Source organism: Kocuria himachalensis (genome assembly GCF_054784195.1).
This window is the reverse complement of sequence record NZ_BAAGPL010000019.1, coordinates 580,206-596,816: the sequence shown is the minus strand read 5'-3', so window position 1 is coordinate 596,816 and position 16,611 is coordinate 580,206. Positions and strand designations below refer to the sequence as shown.

Sequence of the window (16,611 nt, the reverse complement as noted above, 5' to 3'; positions counted from 1 at the left end):
AGCTCGGGTACGGCAGGAGAAGAATTCTCATGGGCGTCCGACACCCGATGGCCGAGGACATGGCCGCCCTTTCACAGCCGAGCGGGCAGCTCATCGTTGACCCACCGGCAGCGGAGCCCAGGGTTGCTTCGGTTCCCACCACTTCACCTGATCAGTCTTGTTGGTCATCAAGATGGCTCAGATGTCACTTCGCAGGCAGCAGTCCCCTCGGGATCGAGGAGGAGCAGTGCCCGGACGTCCTGACAGTCGTCGGACAGCGTGAGGTGGAAGCCGAGGCGGCGTAGCACGGCCATGGCGCCCGTGTTGGTGACGGTGGTGTCTGCCCGCACTCCAGACGCCCCGAGTGAAGCGGCCTGACGCAGAGCCGCGGCTGTGGCTGCTCGTCCAACGCCGCGACCACGGGCGCCACGAGTCAGCCAGATGCCCATGTCCAGGACGCCATGCTCATCAGTGTGCTTGAGGCGCACCGAACCCACGATCAGCTCGTCGACGACCACGGCCCAGGTTGCCTCTCCGGTCGGCCCGGCCAGTCCGGCGCGACGGACACGGTGGAATTCACGCAGCCATGCGACTCGGTCTGCTGTCCATGCTCGGCCGGCCGTCAGCGGCGGAGTCACCTCGTCGGCCAGAGCGTCTGTGGTCGCGGCCTGAACGAGCTGCGCCAGGACGGTGTCATCGACGGCGACCAGCACGACAGAGGAGGTTTGTTCCGCGGCCACGGCAATAAGCCTACGCAACGCACCTCGATGCCTTGCCCCATCCGCGAGCTGTGTCCTACCGCCCGATCCCTGGCGGGAGCGTCCGCGGAGAGGTATCCCACGTCTTCATGAGGTGCGCGACGCAGCTCCTGCCAACTGGCGCGCGGGACAGCAGTCGACGACGTCGAAGAGGGCGGCAGTTGCGCGTTGACGGCCCCGCTCGATCAGTGCATCTCCTATGTCCGGGCCGCCGGTTGCTCTTCGCTCAGATGCACGAGCAACCACCACTTCGCATGTGGCGGCTCAACGGACACCAAGCCGCGGGTGCGCGGGACTGACGCACGATCAGGTGTCACTCCTCCGTGGTCAGCACTCGCGTCCTGGCTGTGGCCGACCACGTTGCCACAGGGCCGCCCGTGGCGCCGAATATGATGGCGGGGCCACCACCCCCGTCCCCTCCGGTGGCGTGAAGGAGCACCCCGTGACATTCCCCCGCATCGCCTTCCTCGACGTCGACGGGACGATCCTCGACCACGGCAAGGCCGTCGCGGCTTCGACCGTGGCGGCGATCCGGGGGGCGCGCGCGGCGGGGCACCTCGTGTACCTGTGTACCGGGCGCGCGGCCGGGGCGATCCCCCGTGAGGTGAGCGCCATCGGCTTCGATGGCGCGGTCACCAACGGCGGCGCCTATGCCACCAGCGGTGCTGAGACCGTCGTGGCCGCGACCATGCCGCGTGAGGCGGTGCAGCGGCTCATCACCTATTTCCAGGACCGCGGTCTGCTCTTCTTCCTGCAGACCGATGCCGCCGTGCACGCCTCCCCGCAGGTGCAGAGGGAGTTCGACGCGATGCTGCGCCGTTGGGAGAGCGCCCGCGGTGAGCCGGACGAGCCGCAGACCGCGCCTCAGGGCAGCCCGCGGGCTCGGGATCTCACCGAGATCGACCTCGACGGTGTCGCGAAAGCAGTGTTCCTGGGAGAGGCGGTCGATACGGTCTCACGGGCCCAGGACGAGCTCGGCGACCAGTTCCACATCGTGCCCGGCAGCATGCCGCTGCCCGGAGGGTCCAACGGTGAGGTCGGGATGGGTGGCACCACCAAGGGCTCGGCCATCGAGACGGTGCTCGACCACCTGGGCTTTGACCGGTCGATGGCGATCGGCATCGGCGACAGCTGGAACGACGTGGAGATGTTCCAGGTGTGCGGGACGGGCATCGCGATGGGCAACGCGGCCCCGGAGCTGAAGGCACTGGCCGATGAGACGACGACCAGTGTGCGCGAGGACGGGGTGTGGAACGCGTTCGTGCGTCACGGCCTCGTCACCGGCTGAGTGCTCATTCCTATGACGTGCTGACGGGTGGCCATGGGTCCCGGCGGCCGGACCTGCTGGTATGGAACGACCCCTCAGCACACCGCAGGCAGCCACTCCAGGCTGCCTGGCGACCGAGCGGGGGTGCTGACGGTTTCGTTGACTCGTGGGGTTAGGCCGCCAGATCGACGGCCGGTTTCGTGATCGTCTCGTACTCGACCGGAGTGAGCTTGCCGAGGCGTCGTTGTCTCCGGCGACGGCGGTGGTAGGTCCGTTCGATCCAGGTCGCGAGCGCCTGGCGCAGATCCTCGCGGTTGACCCAGTGCCGGGTGTCCAGGACGTTGTTCTGCAGCAGGGAGCAGAACGACTCCATCGCGGCGTTGTCGCCACAGGGCCCCGCCCGGCCCATCGACCCGACCAGGCCGTTGTTCGCCAGATTCGCCTGTGACGGATACGCCGCGGCCCGGCGCATCACCTCGTTCTCCTGCTCGAGCAGGCGCATGCGCTTCTTCAGGGCCCGGATCTCGGCGGCCTCGGCATCCGTGGTGCCGGGGGTGATCCCGTCCTCGACGTCGGCCTTGCGCAACCAGCTGTGCAACGTCGCTTCGCTGATCCCGAAGTCCTTCGCGATCTGGGCCAGCGGCGCTTCATGCTTTCGAGCGACCGCCACGACATCACGGCGGAACTCGACGGGGTAGGGCTGGGACATGGTGCTCGTCCTTCCACCGAGGACGGCGCAGATCCTCAGAGGTCAGGAGTCAACCGACCCTTGAGCACCCCCTGGTGAGCGGAATGTCTGGCTGGATCGTGTCGGGCGGGAGGTGAAGGTCGGGCCGGCATCTTCCTGCAGTCGGTGGGGCCAGGTCGCCCGCGCCGATCTACCCGGCTCGGTCGGCGATCTCCCGGGCCCTGTCCTCGAGGCTCCCGGGGTCACCGTCGGACTGCTTGGCATGACCCACGGCGTTCTGTGCGTGCCCTTCGGCCTGCAGGGCGGGATCATGGATGACGGCGCCGATCTTCGCCTTGGCGGACCCGGCGGTCTGGTCCACGGCGGCCTTGATCTTGTCTGCGAGTCGCATCAGGTACTCCTTCCGATTGCTCCATGGATCCGACCGGCCTGGATGCACCAGCACGCCCGGACAGGCCTCTGGGGTGCTTCTTCGTGCTGACAGGTGGCCGTGTGTTCTCGGTGTCCGCCACCGGGATCGGTACCCCTTGAGGCCGTAGTGGGCCTGGGGTCCGCGGTGGGGATTGCCGGGGACCTACTCGTCCGGGATCAGCTGCACGTCAGTGGCTTCGAGGTAGGGCTGCTGGTCGTAGTCCTGGTAGAGCTCGTCCTCGACGGTGGGCAGGTCGAAGGCCTGCTGGACCGTGCCGGAGACCTCCACGACCTGGCCTTCCTCGATGTCGATCCGATCCATGTTGTAGAGCACCAGCAGCGGGTCCACGGTGGTCGGGGTGTTCTCCGGGGCCGGGGAGGACTCCAGGACTTCGCCCTCGGTGACGTCTTCGACGTCGGTGCCGGTTTCGGGTTCCTCGGTGCCGCACCCGGCCAGACCGAGCCCTGCGGCGGCGACCAGGGCCGCGGCGGCCGTACGAGTCGTGTGCCGATGATGGGTGATCTCGGTGGTCCTCCTGGGGCTGAGGGGCGGGTCCTGGGAAGTTGCTGTTGAGCGGTCTGGGCCCGTTCTTCCACCGTGGGCGTCCGGGGACTGCCGCGACAAGGGAGGATGCAGGATTCTGCGGGGCTTCCCCGGCGGCAGTAGCACAATACGGGGGAAGCTGGAGGAGGACACGTCGGAACCTGTGGGGACCTGCACCGGAACCTGTGACGGGCTCGTGATGGCACTCGGGGCCGGACGGCCGGCATGAGTTCTTCGGGCGTCCGGCTCGATGTGCTGTTTCCGGGCGGGCTCACAGCGGTGTCCTGCACGGTGGTTCTCGGGCCTGTCCGGTGATGGACGAACCGGTCCAGGGACACCGGAGGCACGAGCGGGTCAATGCCACGGTCGGGAGCGCACATCATGACCACGAGGACCAGGGTGAGTTCGGGGATCTTCCTCGCCGCGGTGGTTGCCGTGGTGCTCAGCGCGGTGGCCATGGGGGTGGGCGGGCGGTGGGAGGCGGTGCTGCGGTTCGCGGTGGTGGCCGGGCTCATGCTGCTGGCGCGCAGGGCGAAAGTGCCGGTCGGTTTCGCGGCCGCTTTCGCTGTGCTGATCCTGCTGGCGATGTGGGGTTTGGTCCAGCACTGGTACCGGGCGCCGGGGGAGGTGGATTCGCTGGTGCACTTCTTGACCCCGGGCAGTCTGGCGGCGGTGTGCTATTTCCTGCTGGTCCAGGCTCGCCTGCTGCCCGATGCCCGGGACCCGTCGTTGCGGACCCGTTCGTGGGCCCCGATCGTGTCGGTGGGCACCACCGGGACGACGGCGGCGGTGGTCTGGGAGTACTACGAGTGGGCGGTCGAACAGCTCGATCCTGAGGGCATGATCGTGGGCTACACCGACACCGTGATCGACATCCTCGCCGGCATGGCAGGTTCCGTCGTGGCCGGGGCGCTGGTGGTGTGGTGGGCCAAACGCTTCCGCACCGCAGGCGCCGGACCCGGATCAGAGGTCTCGTCATCTCGCACCGGTCGATGACTCCGCCTCGGGGTCCGCTCCTCGGGGTAGGGATCAGGACGGGTACGGGTTCTCCACCCGTCAGCTCCTCCGGTGGTCCCAGGACTCGATGAGGCGACAGGCGCAGCGGCGTGCACCGGGGTCCCGGTGATGCCCGGAGCAGCTCGATCTCAGGTGGTGGCGGCTCAGGGGATCATTGACCTGGAGAGTTCAGGATCTCCACCTGCGCCTCGTCCAGGTAGGGCTGCCCGAGGTGCTGGTCGTAGAAGCCGGCCTCCTCGTCCCCGTCCACAGCCTCCTCCACCACGGGCGGTTCGAGACCCTCGCGCAGGGTGCCGGTCACCGTGACGGTGTCGCCGACCTGCAGGTCCGGGACCGCGTAGGCGGCGCTGATGAGCAGGGGGTCCAGATCCGGGGTGGTGGGGCTGACGAGCTCGTAGGCGGAACGGGAGCGGATCAGGTCGCCGACTTCCCCGGTGAGGCTCACCTGTTGGCCGGTGTAGGAGGACAGCTCGGCGTGGAAGGCATCGTCATAGGCCCCGACATATCCGGTGGGTGACTCGGTTCCGGCGCCCGGAGCGGGGGCCGTGGCTGATGGGGACGCGCTGGTCGGTGCGGTGGAGCTGTTTTCAGCGGTCCCGGGACCGGGTTCGGGGGATGGCGTTGCGCCGCAGCCGGCCAGGACGCCTGCGGCCAGGCACAGCGCCACTGGGGTGAGGCTCGTGGTCCGCCGGGCGATGGTGCTCATGATGCTCCTCCGATCTGTGGGCATTCTCGACCGATCGGCGGCGGCAGCTGCTCTGTGGCGGTCACCGCGGGTCAGTCGGTGCGGGTGACGGTGGCGTCGGTGAGAATGAGTTCTTCGCCGCGGTCGACGAAGTACTGGGCGGTTTCCTCGTCGGTGACCTGCTGGAGGGCTTCGAGATCGTCGATGGTGAAGACGTCGCGCTTCGCCACGGTGCCGGTGACCTCCACGTCGTCGCCGAGGCCCAGGCCCTCGGGGAGCTGGTCGGCCATGATCACGGTGTCCTCGGCGCCGATGGTGATGATGCCGTGGGCGAGGACCTCCTGGACCTCGTTGCTCAGGGTCATGGTGTCCCCGATGAGTTCCTCGGTGGGGACATCGGACTGGTCGGCCTGGGTCAGCTCGGTCTCACTGGTGCACCCGGTCATGGTGGCGGCCGCCAACAGTGCGGCGGCACCGATGGCGAGGGGACGGGTCGTGATGTCCATGGTGATCCTCTTCTTCCGTGGTCGTGCGGGGCGGCGACGGCGGCCGGACCGGTCGGGCCCCGGCGTCGTGATCTCAGTCTTGTCAGGGGGCCGGCGTCGTGGCCGGCGTCGTGGCCTGCGGGTCTTCGGTCTGTACGGAGGTGGCGTTGAGGAAGGGCTGGCCGTCGTAGGAGGCCAGCACCTCCGGCCCGGGTGGGGCCCCGAGGTTCTCTTCGGTGTCGGGGACGTTGTAGGCCGCATGGACCGTGCCGGTGATCTCGACCCGGTCACCGGGGCGCAGGGTGGGGGAGGTGTCGTCGAAGTCCACCACCAGCAACGGTGCGGCCACCCCACCGTCACCGGTGTCCTCGCCGGAGTCCGCCTCGGAAGGCTCGGGGGTGGTGATGGTGAAGGCCACGGGGCTGACGACGGTCCCGACCTGGGCGCGCAGCACCACTTCCTGCTCGGCGTAGTGCTCGAGGTCCTCGGCGAAGGCCTGGTCGTAGGGCCCGGCGTAGGGCCCGGTGGGTATCGCCTCGGGGTCCAGCAGCTGCACCACGGGCGCACCCGGCGGTGGAGTGGTCGGCCCACCGCAGGCGGAGAGCCCCAGCGCGGCCACGGCAACTGCTGCGGCGATGACGGCCCTGCGGGGCCGGTGGTCGTGGTCGGAGATCATCATCGTTCCTGGTGGGTCGCGGCGCCGCCGACGGCGGGTGTGCCTTCGGCTAGGTGGTGCGGGACCGGGCAACGGGTGTGGGCTCGAAACCGGCCCTGTCTCTCCACGGTATGACGCATGACGACCCTGAGAGGAGAATTCCAGGGGATGTCCAGACAGCTGGCCGGGGGCGTACAAGGGATCGGTAGGCAACCGAGAGGAATCTTCTGCTTCCTTAAAGGCCGGGGAGTCCTGGGCGCTGGCCGGAGGGGGTGCGGGAGAAGGGCTTTGTTGCCGCATCCGTCGGTACTGGCGGCGGTGCCGTCGGCCGGCGCGCTCAGAGACCCCGTGCCCGGAGGCCGGGTCGGTTCCGAGAACGGGGTCCCGGCCCTGCTGGTAGCGGGTGATCCCGACCTGCAGGACCGCCCACGACACCGCGGTCGGGGGGACCGCCAGCACGGCTCCGGCCACCCCGCCGAGCAGGGCGCCGACCGACAGGGAGAGCGGCACCACCAGGGCGTGCAGACTCAGGGCGTGGCCCATGATCACCGGCTGCAGCGGACTCCGCGACCTTGGCGCGCTGTACGCCGGTGAACCACCGCAGCACGAAGCTCCACAGCAGCGGACCGTCCTTGAGGAGGAAGAACAGCACGATCGCCATCAGAACGGTCCCAGTGAGCATCCGGATCCGGCCAAGATCGCGAGGGCAACGGTGGAAACGCAGGCATGAGAGCTCCTACTTCCTGAGACCAGGTCGTAAGGGGCTCATGGTAGTTCCGGCCCCACGCGTCCGTGCATGACCGAGAACCTCTTCCTGGCGCAGGTCACCCCTCTGGGCGTCTCGTCCTGAGAGCTGAGGCGGTGGGCTACCTCGTCACCGCGGACCTGGACCGGTTGGCCGCCCCGGCCCAGCTGCAGCTCAGCGGCGGTTCTGGCACGTGTCGGACAGCCACATCCGGATCTGCTCGAGTGCTTCCTGAACGGCGAGGTCATCGAACCGTGGTTCTTCGACAGGTGTGGGGACTGGGGTGGCCATGGGTGAGGCGTCGACGGCGAGGTCCTCGCCGTAGGAGTCGACCGCCAGCTGGATACGGGCGTAGGGGGAGGCCACCGCCGGCGGGGCGGCCTCGAGCATGGCCTCCACCTCGTTCTCGACCTGCTGGACGTCCGACACACGTCGGCTCACCGGCAGGCTGGAGGGGAGCAGGGACAGCGTCACCACATCACCGGCCACCCCCGCACACGCTCCCTCCTGGTCCACGTACGCGCCCCACGGGCCGTGCACCGGTGCAGGCGAGGTGCTGTCCGGGCTCGGCGAACCCGAGCCGCCGGGGCCCTCCGGGCCTGGGGGCGTGGGGCCGGTGCAGCCGGCCAGGACCGTGCACAGCACCGCGGGCACCACGACCCACCCGCGGAGGCGGGCACGAGAGACACCGAGAGATTCTCGAGTGGGTGCAGGCTCCGGCATCGCTTCCCCTCCCGTCATCGACCTGGGGTGCTCCCACTGTAGGCGCCCGCCACGTACGCCTGTGGTGGACCCGACCAGCGCACAGAGGTCATGATGGCCTCGGTCTACCCCCTAACCTGGGGCGGGAAAAAGATGGCAGGCGTTCCTCCGAGGTGAGCGCAGCGGGTTCCCGTGGTAGTGGTCGCTCCCGGGTGGGTCGAGGAAGGGGACACCGTGCGGTTCTTCGTCCTCGCGGTGCGGGTGGTGGCCCTGGTCGTCGCCGTGTGGGCTGTGACTGCCCGGGCGGACTGCGCCCTGGTCACCGGCACGTGCCGGGGTATCAACCTGTTCAGCTACTTCACCATCCACAGCACCTTCCTGTTGATCCTGGCCGTGCTGCTGGCGATGCTCCACACCACGGTCAACGGGGCAGAGCCGGTGTGGCTGACCGTGTTCCGCGCCGTGGCCACCACCTACATGGTGGTCTCCGGAACCGTCTTCGGCCTGCTGTTGGCCAACGCCGAGCTGTTCGGCCACCTGTTCCTGGTCCCGCTGTCCTCGAAGGTCCTGCACTTTGTGCTGCCCGTCTACGCGGTGGCCGACTTCCTGCTGGGCCCCTACCGGCACCGGCTGCGGTGGTCCACGGCCTGGGTGGCGATGATCTTCCCCGCCCTGTGGGCGCTGTACACCCTCATCCGGGGCCGCATGGTGGGCTGGTACCCCTACTTCTTCCTCGACCCCCGCCTGGTGGGCGGCTACCACGCCGTGGGCATGTACGCCCTCGGGGTGTCGGTGCTCATCCTGCTGGTGGCCCTGAGCGTGGTCGCCACCAGCCGCCTGCCCTGCCTACCGGGTGCACCCGAGGAACAGCACTAGGCAGTACGGATACGCCGCTCCAGCAGTAAGAGGCATCTGAGGAATTGTTCTTCGATATGCCATTGAACGGACCACCACCTACCATCAGGCACGATAGGCACTGCCGCACGAATGGGTGACATCTGATGCGGCTTGCCCGCCGCGCGGGCGTATCCAAGGTCCAAAGGTGCGGCTACACAGTTGCTGGTCGACCCCTTGGCAGTCGGCGAGCGAGGGGCCCAAAAACGATTGTCTTACATAAGGCCGGCTACCGGCCACTCTCCGCGAGAGCGACGTTGCGGTAGGGGTTGCTGTGCCGGCATCGTCGGTCGACCCACAACATGCTGGCCTCTGCCGAACAGTTGCGGGGGAGGATCGTGGGATTGCGGGTGCTGGATCTGAGCGGGAGAGACGTGGCCGCAGCCCCTCGGTGGGCTGGAGGGGTTCACTGTCATGGCTGCCGGGCCGCTCGACGAAAGCCCTGGACACACTTTCTCGGGCCCCTGAGCAACCCTCTGCCCCATCCGTGATCAGCCGCGCGTCGCAATCCTGAACTGCGCAGGGGACACTCCGAACTCCTGCTTGAACAGCCGGGAGAAGTGCGCGGCGTCGGGGAAGCCCCACGCCGCCCCGACGCGGGAGACCGGGCGGTGGTCGTGGCCCGGGTCCAGCAGGGTCCGCCGGCACTGCTCGAGGCGCCGATGCCGGATCCAGGCCGAGAGGGTGTACTCCTCGCCCTGGAAGATCTCGTGCAGGCGCCGGACCGAGAGGAACAGGTGGGCGGCGATCATGGGCGGACCGAGCTGCGGGTCGGCGAGGTGGTCCTCGACGAAGGCCCGCGCCACGGCGCGCAGGGCCTCGTGCCCCCCGGTCGTGGCGTCCGCGGCCCCGGCCCCGGCCATTTCCTCGGCCCGCTCCGTGAGAACTGTTCCCACGAGGTCCACCGCGGAGCGCCCCAGCCGAGCGGCGGAGCGGCCGCTCAGCACGTGCATCCGGTCGGAGAGCCCGCCCAGGAAGTCCGCGGCCAGCGCGCCGACGCCCTCGTCCCCGCGGAAGCGGGTCGCGGTCACGGACCTCACTGCGCTCGGGGACAGCTCGAGGCCCGTGCCGGGAAGCATGAGCACCAGGAGCCGGGCCTCCCGGGGGAAGTCGAGCCGGTAGGGGCGGTCCGTGTCGTAGACGACCATGTCCCCCGGCGCCAGCAGGGCACTCCGGCCGTCCTGCTCGACCACGCACGTGCCGCCGAGCTGGAGACCGAACTTCACCGAGCCGCCGGTTGCGGCGGGCGACAGGTCGTGCTCGACGACGTGCCGGGTGGCGTGGATGTGGCTGATCTCCACGTGGCCGGTCGGGCGGTGGTCCAGCTGTGCGCGGAAGGTGACGCGCTCGGTCGTGTCCACCTCCAGCGGCACGAACACCTCGGAGGCCAGGCGGGCGAAATCGGTCGCCGAGGTGGCGAGCACAGGACGTGCCGGACCGGGCGTGCCCCGCTCCACCACTCCTGCTGCCACCACCCGGACCCCTTCCCTCCGCTCGTCGGTCTGTGACCTACATCATCGCGGGGTGCGGGTGGCTTGTCGACGTGCCCAGGTCAGGAGGAGATGACCTTCGGCACCCCGAGCGCCTTGAGGCCCTCCACGCCGAACTCCACTCCCTGCCCGGAGCTCTTGATCCCGCCGAAGGGCATGCGCGGGTCCACGGCGCCGTGCTTGTTGATCCACACGGTGCCGGCCTGGATCCGGGCGGCGACCTCGCGCGCCCCCTCGAGGTCCGAGCCCCACACCGAGGCGCCGAGGCCCACGTCCAGGCGGTTGGCCATGTGGACGGCCTCGTCCACGGTGGAGTACTTCACGATCGGCAGCGCGGGCCCGAACTGCTCCTCGACCACGAGGGCGTTGTCGTCGTCGAGATCGGCCACGAGCGTCGCCGGATAGAAGTACCCCGGCTGCTCCTCGACCGGATCACCGCCGAGCAGCACCCGGCCCCCGCCTGCCCTGGCCTGCTCCACGAGATCGGACACGATCTCGTACTGGGCCTTGTTCTGCAGCGGGCCGAGCACGTTCTTCTCGTCCCGTCCCTCGCCCATCGGCATGGCCGCGGCGACCTCGGTGAGGGCCTCGCACACGGCGTCGTAGACGTCCTCGTGGACATAGAGACGCTTGAGCGCGGCGCAGGTCTGGCCCGTGTTGATGAACGCTCCCCAGAACAGCCCCTCGGCGATGGCCTGCGGGTCCGCGTCCGGCAGCACGATGCCGGCGTCGTTGCCGCCGAGCTCCAGCGTCAGGCGGGTGAGGGAGTCCGCGGCCGAGCGCATGATGGCCTTGCCGGTGGCCGTGGAGCCGGTGAACATCAGCTTGTCCACCCCGGCGTGCTGGGACAGCGCCTCGCCGACCTCCCGACCGCCCGCCACCACGGTGAGCAGGTCCTCGGGCAGGACCTGGTTGAGGACGTGCGCCAGCCCCAGGACGGAGAGCGGAGTGTACTCGGAGGGCTTGGCCACCACGGTGTTGCCCATGCGCAGGGCCGGGGCGATCTGCCAGACGGAGATCATCATCGGCCAGTTCCAGGGGCTGATGGACCCGACGACCCCGATGGGCTCGTAGCTGAGGACCGCCTTCCCGGACTCGTCGTCGAAGAGCGTCTCGGGCTCCAGGGGCAGCGACGCCGTGGCGCGCAGCCAGGCGACCGCGCCGCCGACCTCGAACAGGGCGTTGGGCCCGTTCTGCACCGGCTTGCCCTGCTCGCGCGAGAGCAGCTCGGCCAGGGCGGCGGCGTTCGCCTCGACGGCGTCGGCGGCCCGCAGCAACAGTGCCGACCGCTCGGCGTCCGGGACCGCGGCCCACTCGGGCTGCTTTGCCCGGGCCCGGGCCAACGCCTGCTCCAGATCCTCGACGGTGGACTCGTGGACACGGCCGACCAGCTCCCCGGTGGCCGGGTCGAGGATCTCCCGGCCGTCGGGAGCGGTGATCGCCGCGAGCAGCTCGTCGTAGGTGAGCGCGGGAGCGGGGGAGGGCGTCGTCGGGGTGGTCGTCGTCGTGGTCACGGTGGGCTCCTTCGGTGGAACGGGTCGATGCTGCTCCCATCGTGACGCACACCACACCGGGGCGCCTTGTCCGTGAGGGCACGGTTCTTGACGCAGAGTGCGGGATCTCCGCCGCCACGGCCGCGCTCATGGTCAAGGGGTCTGCGCACCCGGACAAGCCGCACACGTGTGGCCGCCGTCACACTGATCCCATGAGCACATCGACCAAGACCTACATCGTCGTGGGCGCCGGCACCGCCGGCAGCATCCTGACCCGCCGCCTCCTCGACGCCGGCCACGAGGTGACCCTTCTCGAGGCCGGCGACCATGACCGCAATCCCGCCATCCACTCCGTGTCCCGCCTGGGCGAGCTGTGGCACTCCGCAGAGGACTGGGACTACTTCACCGTGCCCCAGCGCCACGCCGACGGCCGGGTGATCCACTGGCCTCGCGGCCGGGTGCTCGGGGGCTCCCACGCCCTCAACGCCACCATCTGGGTGCGCGGAGCGGCCCAGGACTACGACGCCTGGGCCGCCGACGGGTGCCCCGGGTGGTCCTGGGCCGACGTGCTGCCGTGGTTCACGGCGCTGGAGACCTACGTCCCGCCTGCCGGCGCGGTGCCGGACGAGAGCCGCGGCACCGAGGGCCTGGTGCCCGTGGTGCAGGACTACCCGCTCAACCCGATCTTCGAGTCGATCATCGAGGCCGCCGAGCAGGTGGGCGTGGCCCACAACGAGGACTACAACGCCGGCACGCTCGACGGCGTCTCCCAGCAGCAGGTCAACGTCCGGGACGGGAAGCGCTTCAACACCTGGATGGCGTACGTGAAGTCCGTGGCGGAGGACCCGCGCCTGACACTGCGCACCGGTGTGCTCGTCCACAAGGTCCTGCTCGAGGACGGCCGCGCGGTCGGCGTGGCCGTCGTGCCTCTCGGCGACCCGGACGGCACGCCCGAGGAGATCCGCGCGGACGAGGTGATCCTGTGCGCCGGAGCGCTCGACTCGCCCAAGATCCTGCTGCGCTCGGGCATCGGTCCCGCCGGGCACCTGTCCGAGGTCGGGGTCCCGGTGGTCCATGACCTGCCCGGGGTCGGGGAGAATCTCCACGACCATCTGCTGGCCCCGGTCATCGCCGAGGCCACGGGACGCACGATCGAGCACCCCGAGTCCGACTGGTCCGTCACCCAGACCCACCTGTTCTGGCGCTCCCGTCCCGACCTCGACGTGCCCGACACCCAGCCGATCCACTTCTCGGTCCCGATGTACGACGAGCAGATGGCCGGTCCGATGAACGCCTTCACCCTGCACTCCGGGCTGGTCCGCCCCTACTCCCGGGGCACGCTGCGGCTCACCGGATCGGGTGCATCCGACCCCGTGGAGCTGGACCCGCACATCTTCGAGGACCCGCGCGACCGCGAGGCGCTGCTGGCCTCCTTCCACCAGGCCCGCGAGATGGTCCGCACGCGGCCCCTCGCGGAGGACTGGGGCGCCGTGGAGCTCTACCCCGGCCCGGAGGTGCGCACCGAGGACGAGGAGATCGCCTACATCAACAAGTTCGTCACCACCTACCACCACCAGGTCGGGACCTGCCGGATGGGCACCGGCCCCGACGCAGTGGTCTCCCCCGAGGACCTGCGTGTGCACGGCCTCGACGGTCTGCGAGTGGTGGACGCCTCGATCATGCCCCGGGTGCCCAGCGGCAACACCAACGCGCCCACCGCGATGATCGCCGAGCGCGCCGCGGCCCTCATCACCGGCGGGCAGGCGGAGGGATCTGCCGAGCAGGCGGTGGGGACTGCTCGCTGACAGCAGTGGCCGCGGGCTCAAGGGAGACGGTCGAGCGGTTCAGCTCATCGAGCCACCACTGAACCCGTCACGGGACACACGGGGAATCCATCCGGACATCCTTCGGCGCGGGCATGAGGCGAGGCCGATGGCTTGACCGTGCCTCACACGTCAGTCACTCGGCCGCGGAACTGCCATGGGTGCGCCCCGGTCCGGGCAGGTGTCACCGGTACGGTGCTGCACCCGGGGCTCATGAGGAGCGAGGAGGGATCGCGTCGAGATCACCGGGTCCCGTTGACGTGTGGCGGCGTAGGCTGGTGTGCAAGGCTGGAGCGGACCGTCGGCATTCCGTCAATGCGGGGTAGATCCAACGGGTCGGCCGGTGATGACGACGACATGGCGGTGACGATGATGGACCGAGATGCATCAGCGAGGACCCCTGAGGCTTCGGTGGATGATCTGACCACGGTCTTCGCCCGGATCCAAGGCATGCTGCTCAGTGTTCAGGACGCGACCGCGGCGGTGGAGCAGTTGGCCGAAGTGGCCCTGGGCTTCGTGCACTCGGCCGTGGGTGCCGGGGCCTCGTTGATGGACGAGGCCGGCCACCGCACCTCCACCGCCACCACCGACCGGATCGCGGCCGCCGCCGATGCCCTGCAGTACGAGCTGGGCGAGGGTCCGTGCGTGTCCGCCTGGGCGGCCACCGCCGTGCAGCGCGTCGACGACACCGGAACCGAGTCCCGCTGGGCGCAATGGTGTGCGGCCGCGTCCGGGCTGGGGATCCGCTCGGCGCTGAGCGCCCCGATGGTGTTCAAGGGCACCGCGATCGGGGCGTTGAAGGTCTACAGCACCAGCATCGACAAGTTCACGGCCGAGGACGAACGACGTCTGGTGCTGCTGGCCGGGGCCGCGGCCACCCTGTTGGGGATCGCCCAGGACCCCGAGGCCCCACGCCGGCTCTCCGCCGGGCTGCAGGCAGCCCTGGCTGATCGCAAGGCGGTGGAGACCGCGACCGGGATGCTGATGGAACGTCACGGCTGGGACCACGACGTCGCCCGCGGCCGGTTGATGACGGCCTCGCGCACTCAACGTCGGCCGGTGGCCGAGATCGCCCGCGACCTCGTGGCTCGCGCCGCGGACCCGGCCATGTAGGTGGCCCACATGGACGAGGACGCCCAGGGGCGGGAGCAAGCCCGCCTGCTGCGCCGCGCCATGGACCACGCCGGCCTGGACCTGCACGAGGTCTGGATGCACTTCTTCAGCATCGGCGGGGACGTCGGGGAGCTGGAGGTCGAGGCCTACCTCCACCACTCCCTGACCCTGCCGGAAATCCAGCGGGACACCTTGGCCCATGCGGTCAACGAGATCATCGACCACGGACCCGTTCTGCACGCCCCCTACACCTACGACCTGACTGACTCGGCCCAGGACACCGACCCCAGCGCTCTGCACGAGACCGAGGACGGCGACACCCCCGGACAGTGACCCGCCCCAGGCGCCGACCACCACAGCATGGGACCCAGGACAGCACATGGAAGGTTCCGACCCTGCGCTGTGGAGTCCGGGCATCTCGGTGATCGTCGCTCAGGAAGGGTTCTGGTGGGGCCGGGCGCGCAGGACGAGCTCGAGCTCGAACCGGGTCTGCGGGTCGTTGAGTGCTTCCCCGAACACGTCGCGCAGCTGGTTGACCCGGTAGCCAACCGTCTGTTCGTGGATAAGCAGATCGGCGGCCATCGCGGCGCGGTGCCCGTGGTGCTTGAGCCAGGACAACAGGGTCGCCCCCAGCCGCTCCCGCTGGGCGGGGCGCAGCTGTTCGAGCGGGGCCAGCCGTTGGGCGGCCAGGTCCTCGACCATGCTGTGGTCACTGAGCAGGAGCAGCTGGGTGAGGTGTTCGGTGACCCACAGCGGCCCCTCGTCGTCAGGGTCGTGCTGCAGCAGGTCCCGGGCCATCACGGCCAGGCGCAGGGAGTCAGGCGCGGACTGCCAGGCCCGCCCCGGACCCACCACCGCGTTGCGCCCGGCGAGGACACGCCCCAGCTTCTGGCGCGCTGTCGGCGAGGAGGGCTCGGGCACGATGGCGATGATGTCACCGGGGCGGGACGTGAGCAGGGCGTGGGCGCCCAGGCGGGATCGCAGCCCCGTGCGCCGGTCCGTGGCCAAGGTGACCACCACCACCCGCTCGGGCAGGGCCCAGCCGGCCGCGAGCACGGCCGCCCGCACGGCGTCCTCCTCGGCGTGGCCGCGGATCAGCATCTCCGCCACCGTGTCCAGCAGCCGGTCCTGTTCACCGGCCCGCTCGGACTGCTCCAGGGCGTAGCCCTGGGCGCTGGCGGCGGAGAGCTCCTCGATGTAGGCGAACACCGACTCCGCCAGAACGATCAGCACCGAGGCCTCGGCCCCGGCTTCCATGGCGACCCCCGACATCGACCGCAAGGTGGTGCGGGCCGCGGAGCGGTAGGCGGCGAACAGCGCGTCCATGGGCCGGCCCTGATGGACCTCGGCTCGGCCGAGCAGCTCATAGACGAGCCAGTCCTCATTGCGCAGGGCCGGTTGCTCGGAGGCGGCCAGGTCCAGGAAGCGGGTCAGGGCGGACTCGACCCCGTGCTGGATCTCCGGCCGCAACGGTCCGTCCAGCGACGTGGCATAGACCGGGACGTCCCGGTGCACCGCCGCCAGCAACTCCTCCGTGAAGACGGGCACGTGCCCCACCAGCAGTGGAGTGAGTGACGGCGGCAACGCCGTCCACGGCAGATCACGATCCCGATCAGACACCCTGCCCCCCCCGTTTCCTGGTCTCGCCACAGTCTCTCGGGTCCGCAGAGGACGAGCAATACTCAAGGGATCCGGTGGATCGCCGGCTGCCGGCGAGCTGGTCCGAGCGCATCTGCCGTCCTGTCCAGGGCGATCCGAGGGCCGGACGACCGGCTGCTCGAGCTGCAGATGATCGGCCCTGTTCCTCTTGCACCGCGGCCACCGTCACCCGGGACAGAGCCTGGGGAAACTCTGCAGGACCC

The 16,611-nt window shown here is 69.7% G+C and carries 17 protein-coding genes and 2 pseudogenes; 7 read left to right on the top strand and 12 right to left on the bottom strand.

The window, feature by feature from the left end; all coding sequences use genetic code 11:
• Nucleotides 1–167 precede the first annotated feature (167 nt).
• Nucleotides 168–719, bottom strand: coding sequence for a GNAT family N-acetyltransferase (locus ACYVM4_RS15205; protein ID WP_460669070.1), 552 nt, complete (start codon nucleotides 717–719; stop codon nucleotides 168–170).
• A 460-nt stretch (nucleotides 720–1,179) separates the two neighbouring features.
• Here ACYVM4_RS15205 and ACYVM4_RS15200 point away from each other — a divergent pair, with 460 nt between their 5' ends.
• On the top strand, nucleotides 1,180–2,025 hold the full coding sequence (locus ACYVM4_RS15200) for a Cof-type HAD-IIB family hydrolase (RefSeq protein WP_460669069.1): 846 nt from the start codon (nucleotides 1,180–1,182) through the stop codon (nucleotides 2,023–2,025).
• A gap of 151 nt (nucleotides 2,026–2,176) precedes the next feature.
• Here the strand turns inward: ACYVM4_RS15200 and ACYVM4_RS15195 are convergent.
• From ACYVM4_RS15195 to ACYVM4_RS15180, 4 genes and pseudogenes are all read right to left on the bottom strand, one after another.
• Nucleotides 2,177–2,443 (bottom strand): annotated as a pseudogene (locus ACYVM4_RS15195) (integrase core domain-containing protein); the annotation flags it as partial.
• 72 nt (nucleotides 2,444–2,515) lie between these two features.
• A pseudogene (locus ACYVM4_RS15190) lies at nucleotides 2,516–2,713 on the bottom strand (transposase); the annotation flags it as partial.
• A 169-nt stretch (nucleotides 2,714–2,882) separates the two neighbouring features.
• Nucleotides 2,883–3,083 carry a CsbD family protein gene (locus ACYVM4_RS15185; RefSeq protein ID WP_460669068.1) on the bottom strand — a complete coding sequence of 67 codons (201 nt, stop codon included), beginning with the start codon at nucleotides 3,081–3,083 and terminating at the stop codon, nucleotides 2,883–2,885.
• Nucleotides 3,084–3,266: 183 nt separating this feature from the next.
• A complete protein-coding gene (locus tag ACYVM4_RS15180; protein ID WP_460669067.1) occupies nucleotides 3,267–3,728 on the bottom strand; it encodes a hypothetical protein in 462 nt (153 codons plus the stop codon).
• A 300-nt stretch (nucleotides 3,729–4,028) separates the two neighbouring features.
• Between ACYVM4_RS15180 and ACYVM4_RS15175 the strand changes: the two genes are divergently transcribed.
• Nucleotides 4,029–4,643 (top strand): hypothetical protein, encoded by a 615-nt coding sequence (locus tag ACYVM4_RS15175; RefSeq protein WP_460669066.1) that lies wholly within the window; start codon nucleotides 4,029–4,031, stop codon nucleotides 4,641–4,643.
• Nucleotides 4,644–4,815: 172 nt separating this feature from the next.
• On the opposite strand, the gene ACYVM4_RS15170 is transcribed toward ACYVM4_RS15175, so the two are convergent.
• The 3 genes from ACYVM4_RS15170 to ACYVM4_RS15160 form a co-directional block, all read right to left on the bottom strand.
• Complete coding sequence (locus ACYVM4_RS15170) at nucleotides 4,816–5,370, bottom strand: hypothetical protein (protein WP_460669065.1); 555 nt, start codon at nucleotides 5,368–5,370, stop codon at nucleotides 4,816–4,818.
• A gap of 71 nt (nucleotides 5,371–5,441) precedes the next feature.
• The gene (locus tag ACYVM4_RS15165) at nucleotides 5,442–5,855 is read right to left on the bottom strand and encodes a hypothetical protein (protein ID WP_368823500.1); all 414 of its coding nucleotides are present in this window, start codon (nucleotides 5,853–5,855) and stop codon (nucleotides 5,442–5,444) included.
• Nucleotides 5,856–5,937: 82 nt separating this feature from the next.
• On the bottom strand, nucleotides 5,938–6,513 hold the full coding sequence (locus ACYVM4_RS15160; protein ID WP_460669064.1) for a hypothetical protein: 576 nt from the start codon (nucleotides 6,511–6,513) through the stop codon (nucleotides 5,938–5,940).
• Between the two features lie 517 nt (nucleotides 6,514–7,030).
• Between ACYVM4_RS15160 and ACYVM4_RS15155 the strand changes: the two genes are divergently transcribed.
• Nucleotides 7,031–7,219: a hypothetical protein gene (locus tag ACYVM4_RS15155; protein WP_368823498.1), complete on the top strand. Its 189-nt coding sequence runs from the start codon at nucleotides 7,031–7,033 to the stop codon at nucleotides 7,217–7,219.
• Nucleotides 7,220–7,408: 189 nt separating this feature from the next.
• Here ACYVM4_RS15155 and ACYVM4_RS15150 read toward each other — a convergent pair whose 3' ends face one another.
• On the bottom strand, nucleotides 7,409–7,675 hold the full coding sequence (locus ACYVM4_RS15150) for a hypothetical protein (protein ID WP_460669063.1): 267 nt from the start codon (nucleotides 7,673–7,675) through the stop codon (nucleotides 7,409–7,411).
• Nucleotides 7,676–8,170: 495 nt separating this feature from the next.
• Here ACYVM4_RS15150 and ACYVM4_RS15145 point away from each other — a divergent pair, with 495 nt between their 5' ends.
• Nucleotides 8,171–8,812: a Pr6Pr family membrane protein gene (locus tag ACYVM4_RS15145; protein WP_368823495.1), complete on the top strand. Its 642-nt coding sequence runs from the start codon at nucleotides 8,171–8,173 to the stop codon at nucleotides 8,810–8,812.
• Between the two features lie 509 nt (nucleotides 8,813–9,321).
• Here the strand turns inward: ACYVM4_RS15145 and ACYVM4_RS15140 are convergent.
• Nucleotides 9,322–10,302, bottom strand: a complete 981-nt coding sequence (locus ACYVM4_RS15140; protein WP_460669062.1) for an AraC-like ligand-binding domain-containing protein — start codon at nucleotides 10,300–10,302, stop codon at nucleotides 9,322–9,324.
• Between the two features lie 80 nt (nucleotides 10,303–10,382).
• The gene (locus ACYVM4_RS15135) at nucleotides 10,383–11,834 is read right to left on the bottom strand and encodes an aldehyde dehydrogenase family protein (protein WP_368823650.1); all 1,452 of its coding nucleotides are present in this window, start codon (nucleotides 11,832–11,834) and stop codon (nucleotides 10,383–10,385) included.
• Between the two features lie 191 nt (nucleotides 11,835–12,025).
• Here ACYVM4_RS15135 and ACYVM4_RS15130 point away from each other — a divergent pair, with 191 nt between their 5' ends.
• The 3 genes from ACYVM4_RS15130 (at nucleotide 12,026) to ACYVM4_RS15120 (ending at nucleotide 15,082) form a co-directional block, all read left to right on the top strand.
• Complete coding sequence (locus ACYVM4_RS15130; protein WP_460669061.1) at nucleotides 12,026–13,618, top strand: GMC family oxidoreductase; 1,593 nt, start codon at nucleotides 12,026–12,028, stop codon at nucleotides 13,616–13,618.
• Between the two features lie 429 nt (nucleotides 13,619–14,047).
• Nucleotides 14,048–14,749, top strand: coding sequence for an ANTAR domain-containing protein (locus ACYVM4_RS15125; protein ID WP_460669060.1), 702 nt, complete (start codon nucleotides 14,048–14,050; stop codon nucleotides 14,747–14,749).
• A 9-nt stretch (nucleotides 14,750–14,758) separates the two neighbouring features.
• Nucleotides 14,759–15,082 (top strand): hypothetical protein, encoded by a 324-nt coding sequence (locus ACYVM4_RS15120; protein ID WP_460669059.1) that lies wholly within the window; start codon nucleotides 14,759–14,761, stop codon nucleotides 15,080–15,082.
• A gap of 99 nt (nucleotides 15,083–15,181) precedes the next feature.
• Here the strand turns inward: ACYVM4_RS15120 and ACYVM4_RS15115 are convergent, their stop codons facing one another.
• Nucleotides 15,182–16,297 carry a helix-turn-helix domain-containing protein gene (locus ACYVM4_RS15115; RefSeq protein ID WP_368822142.1) on the bottom strand — a complete coding sequence of 372 codons (1,116 nt, stop codon included), beginning with the start codon at nucleotides 16,295–16,297 and terminating at the stop codon, nucleotides 15,182–15,184.
• Nucleotides 16,298–16,611 lie beyond the last annotated feature (314 nt).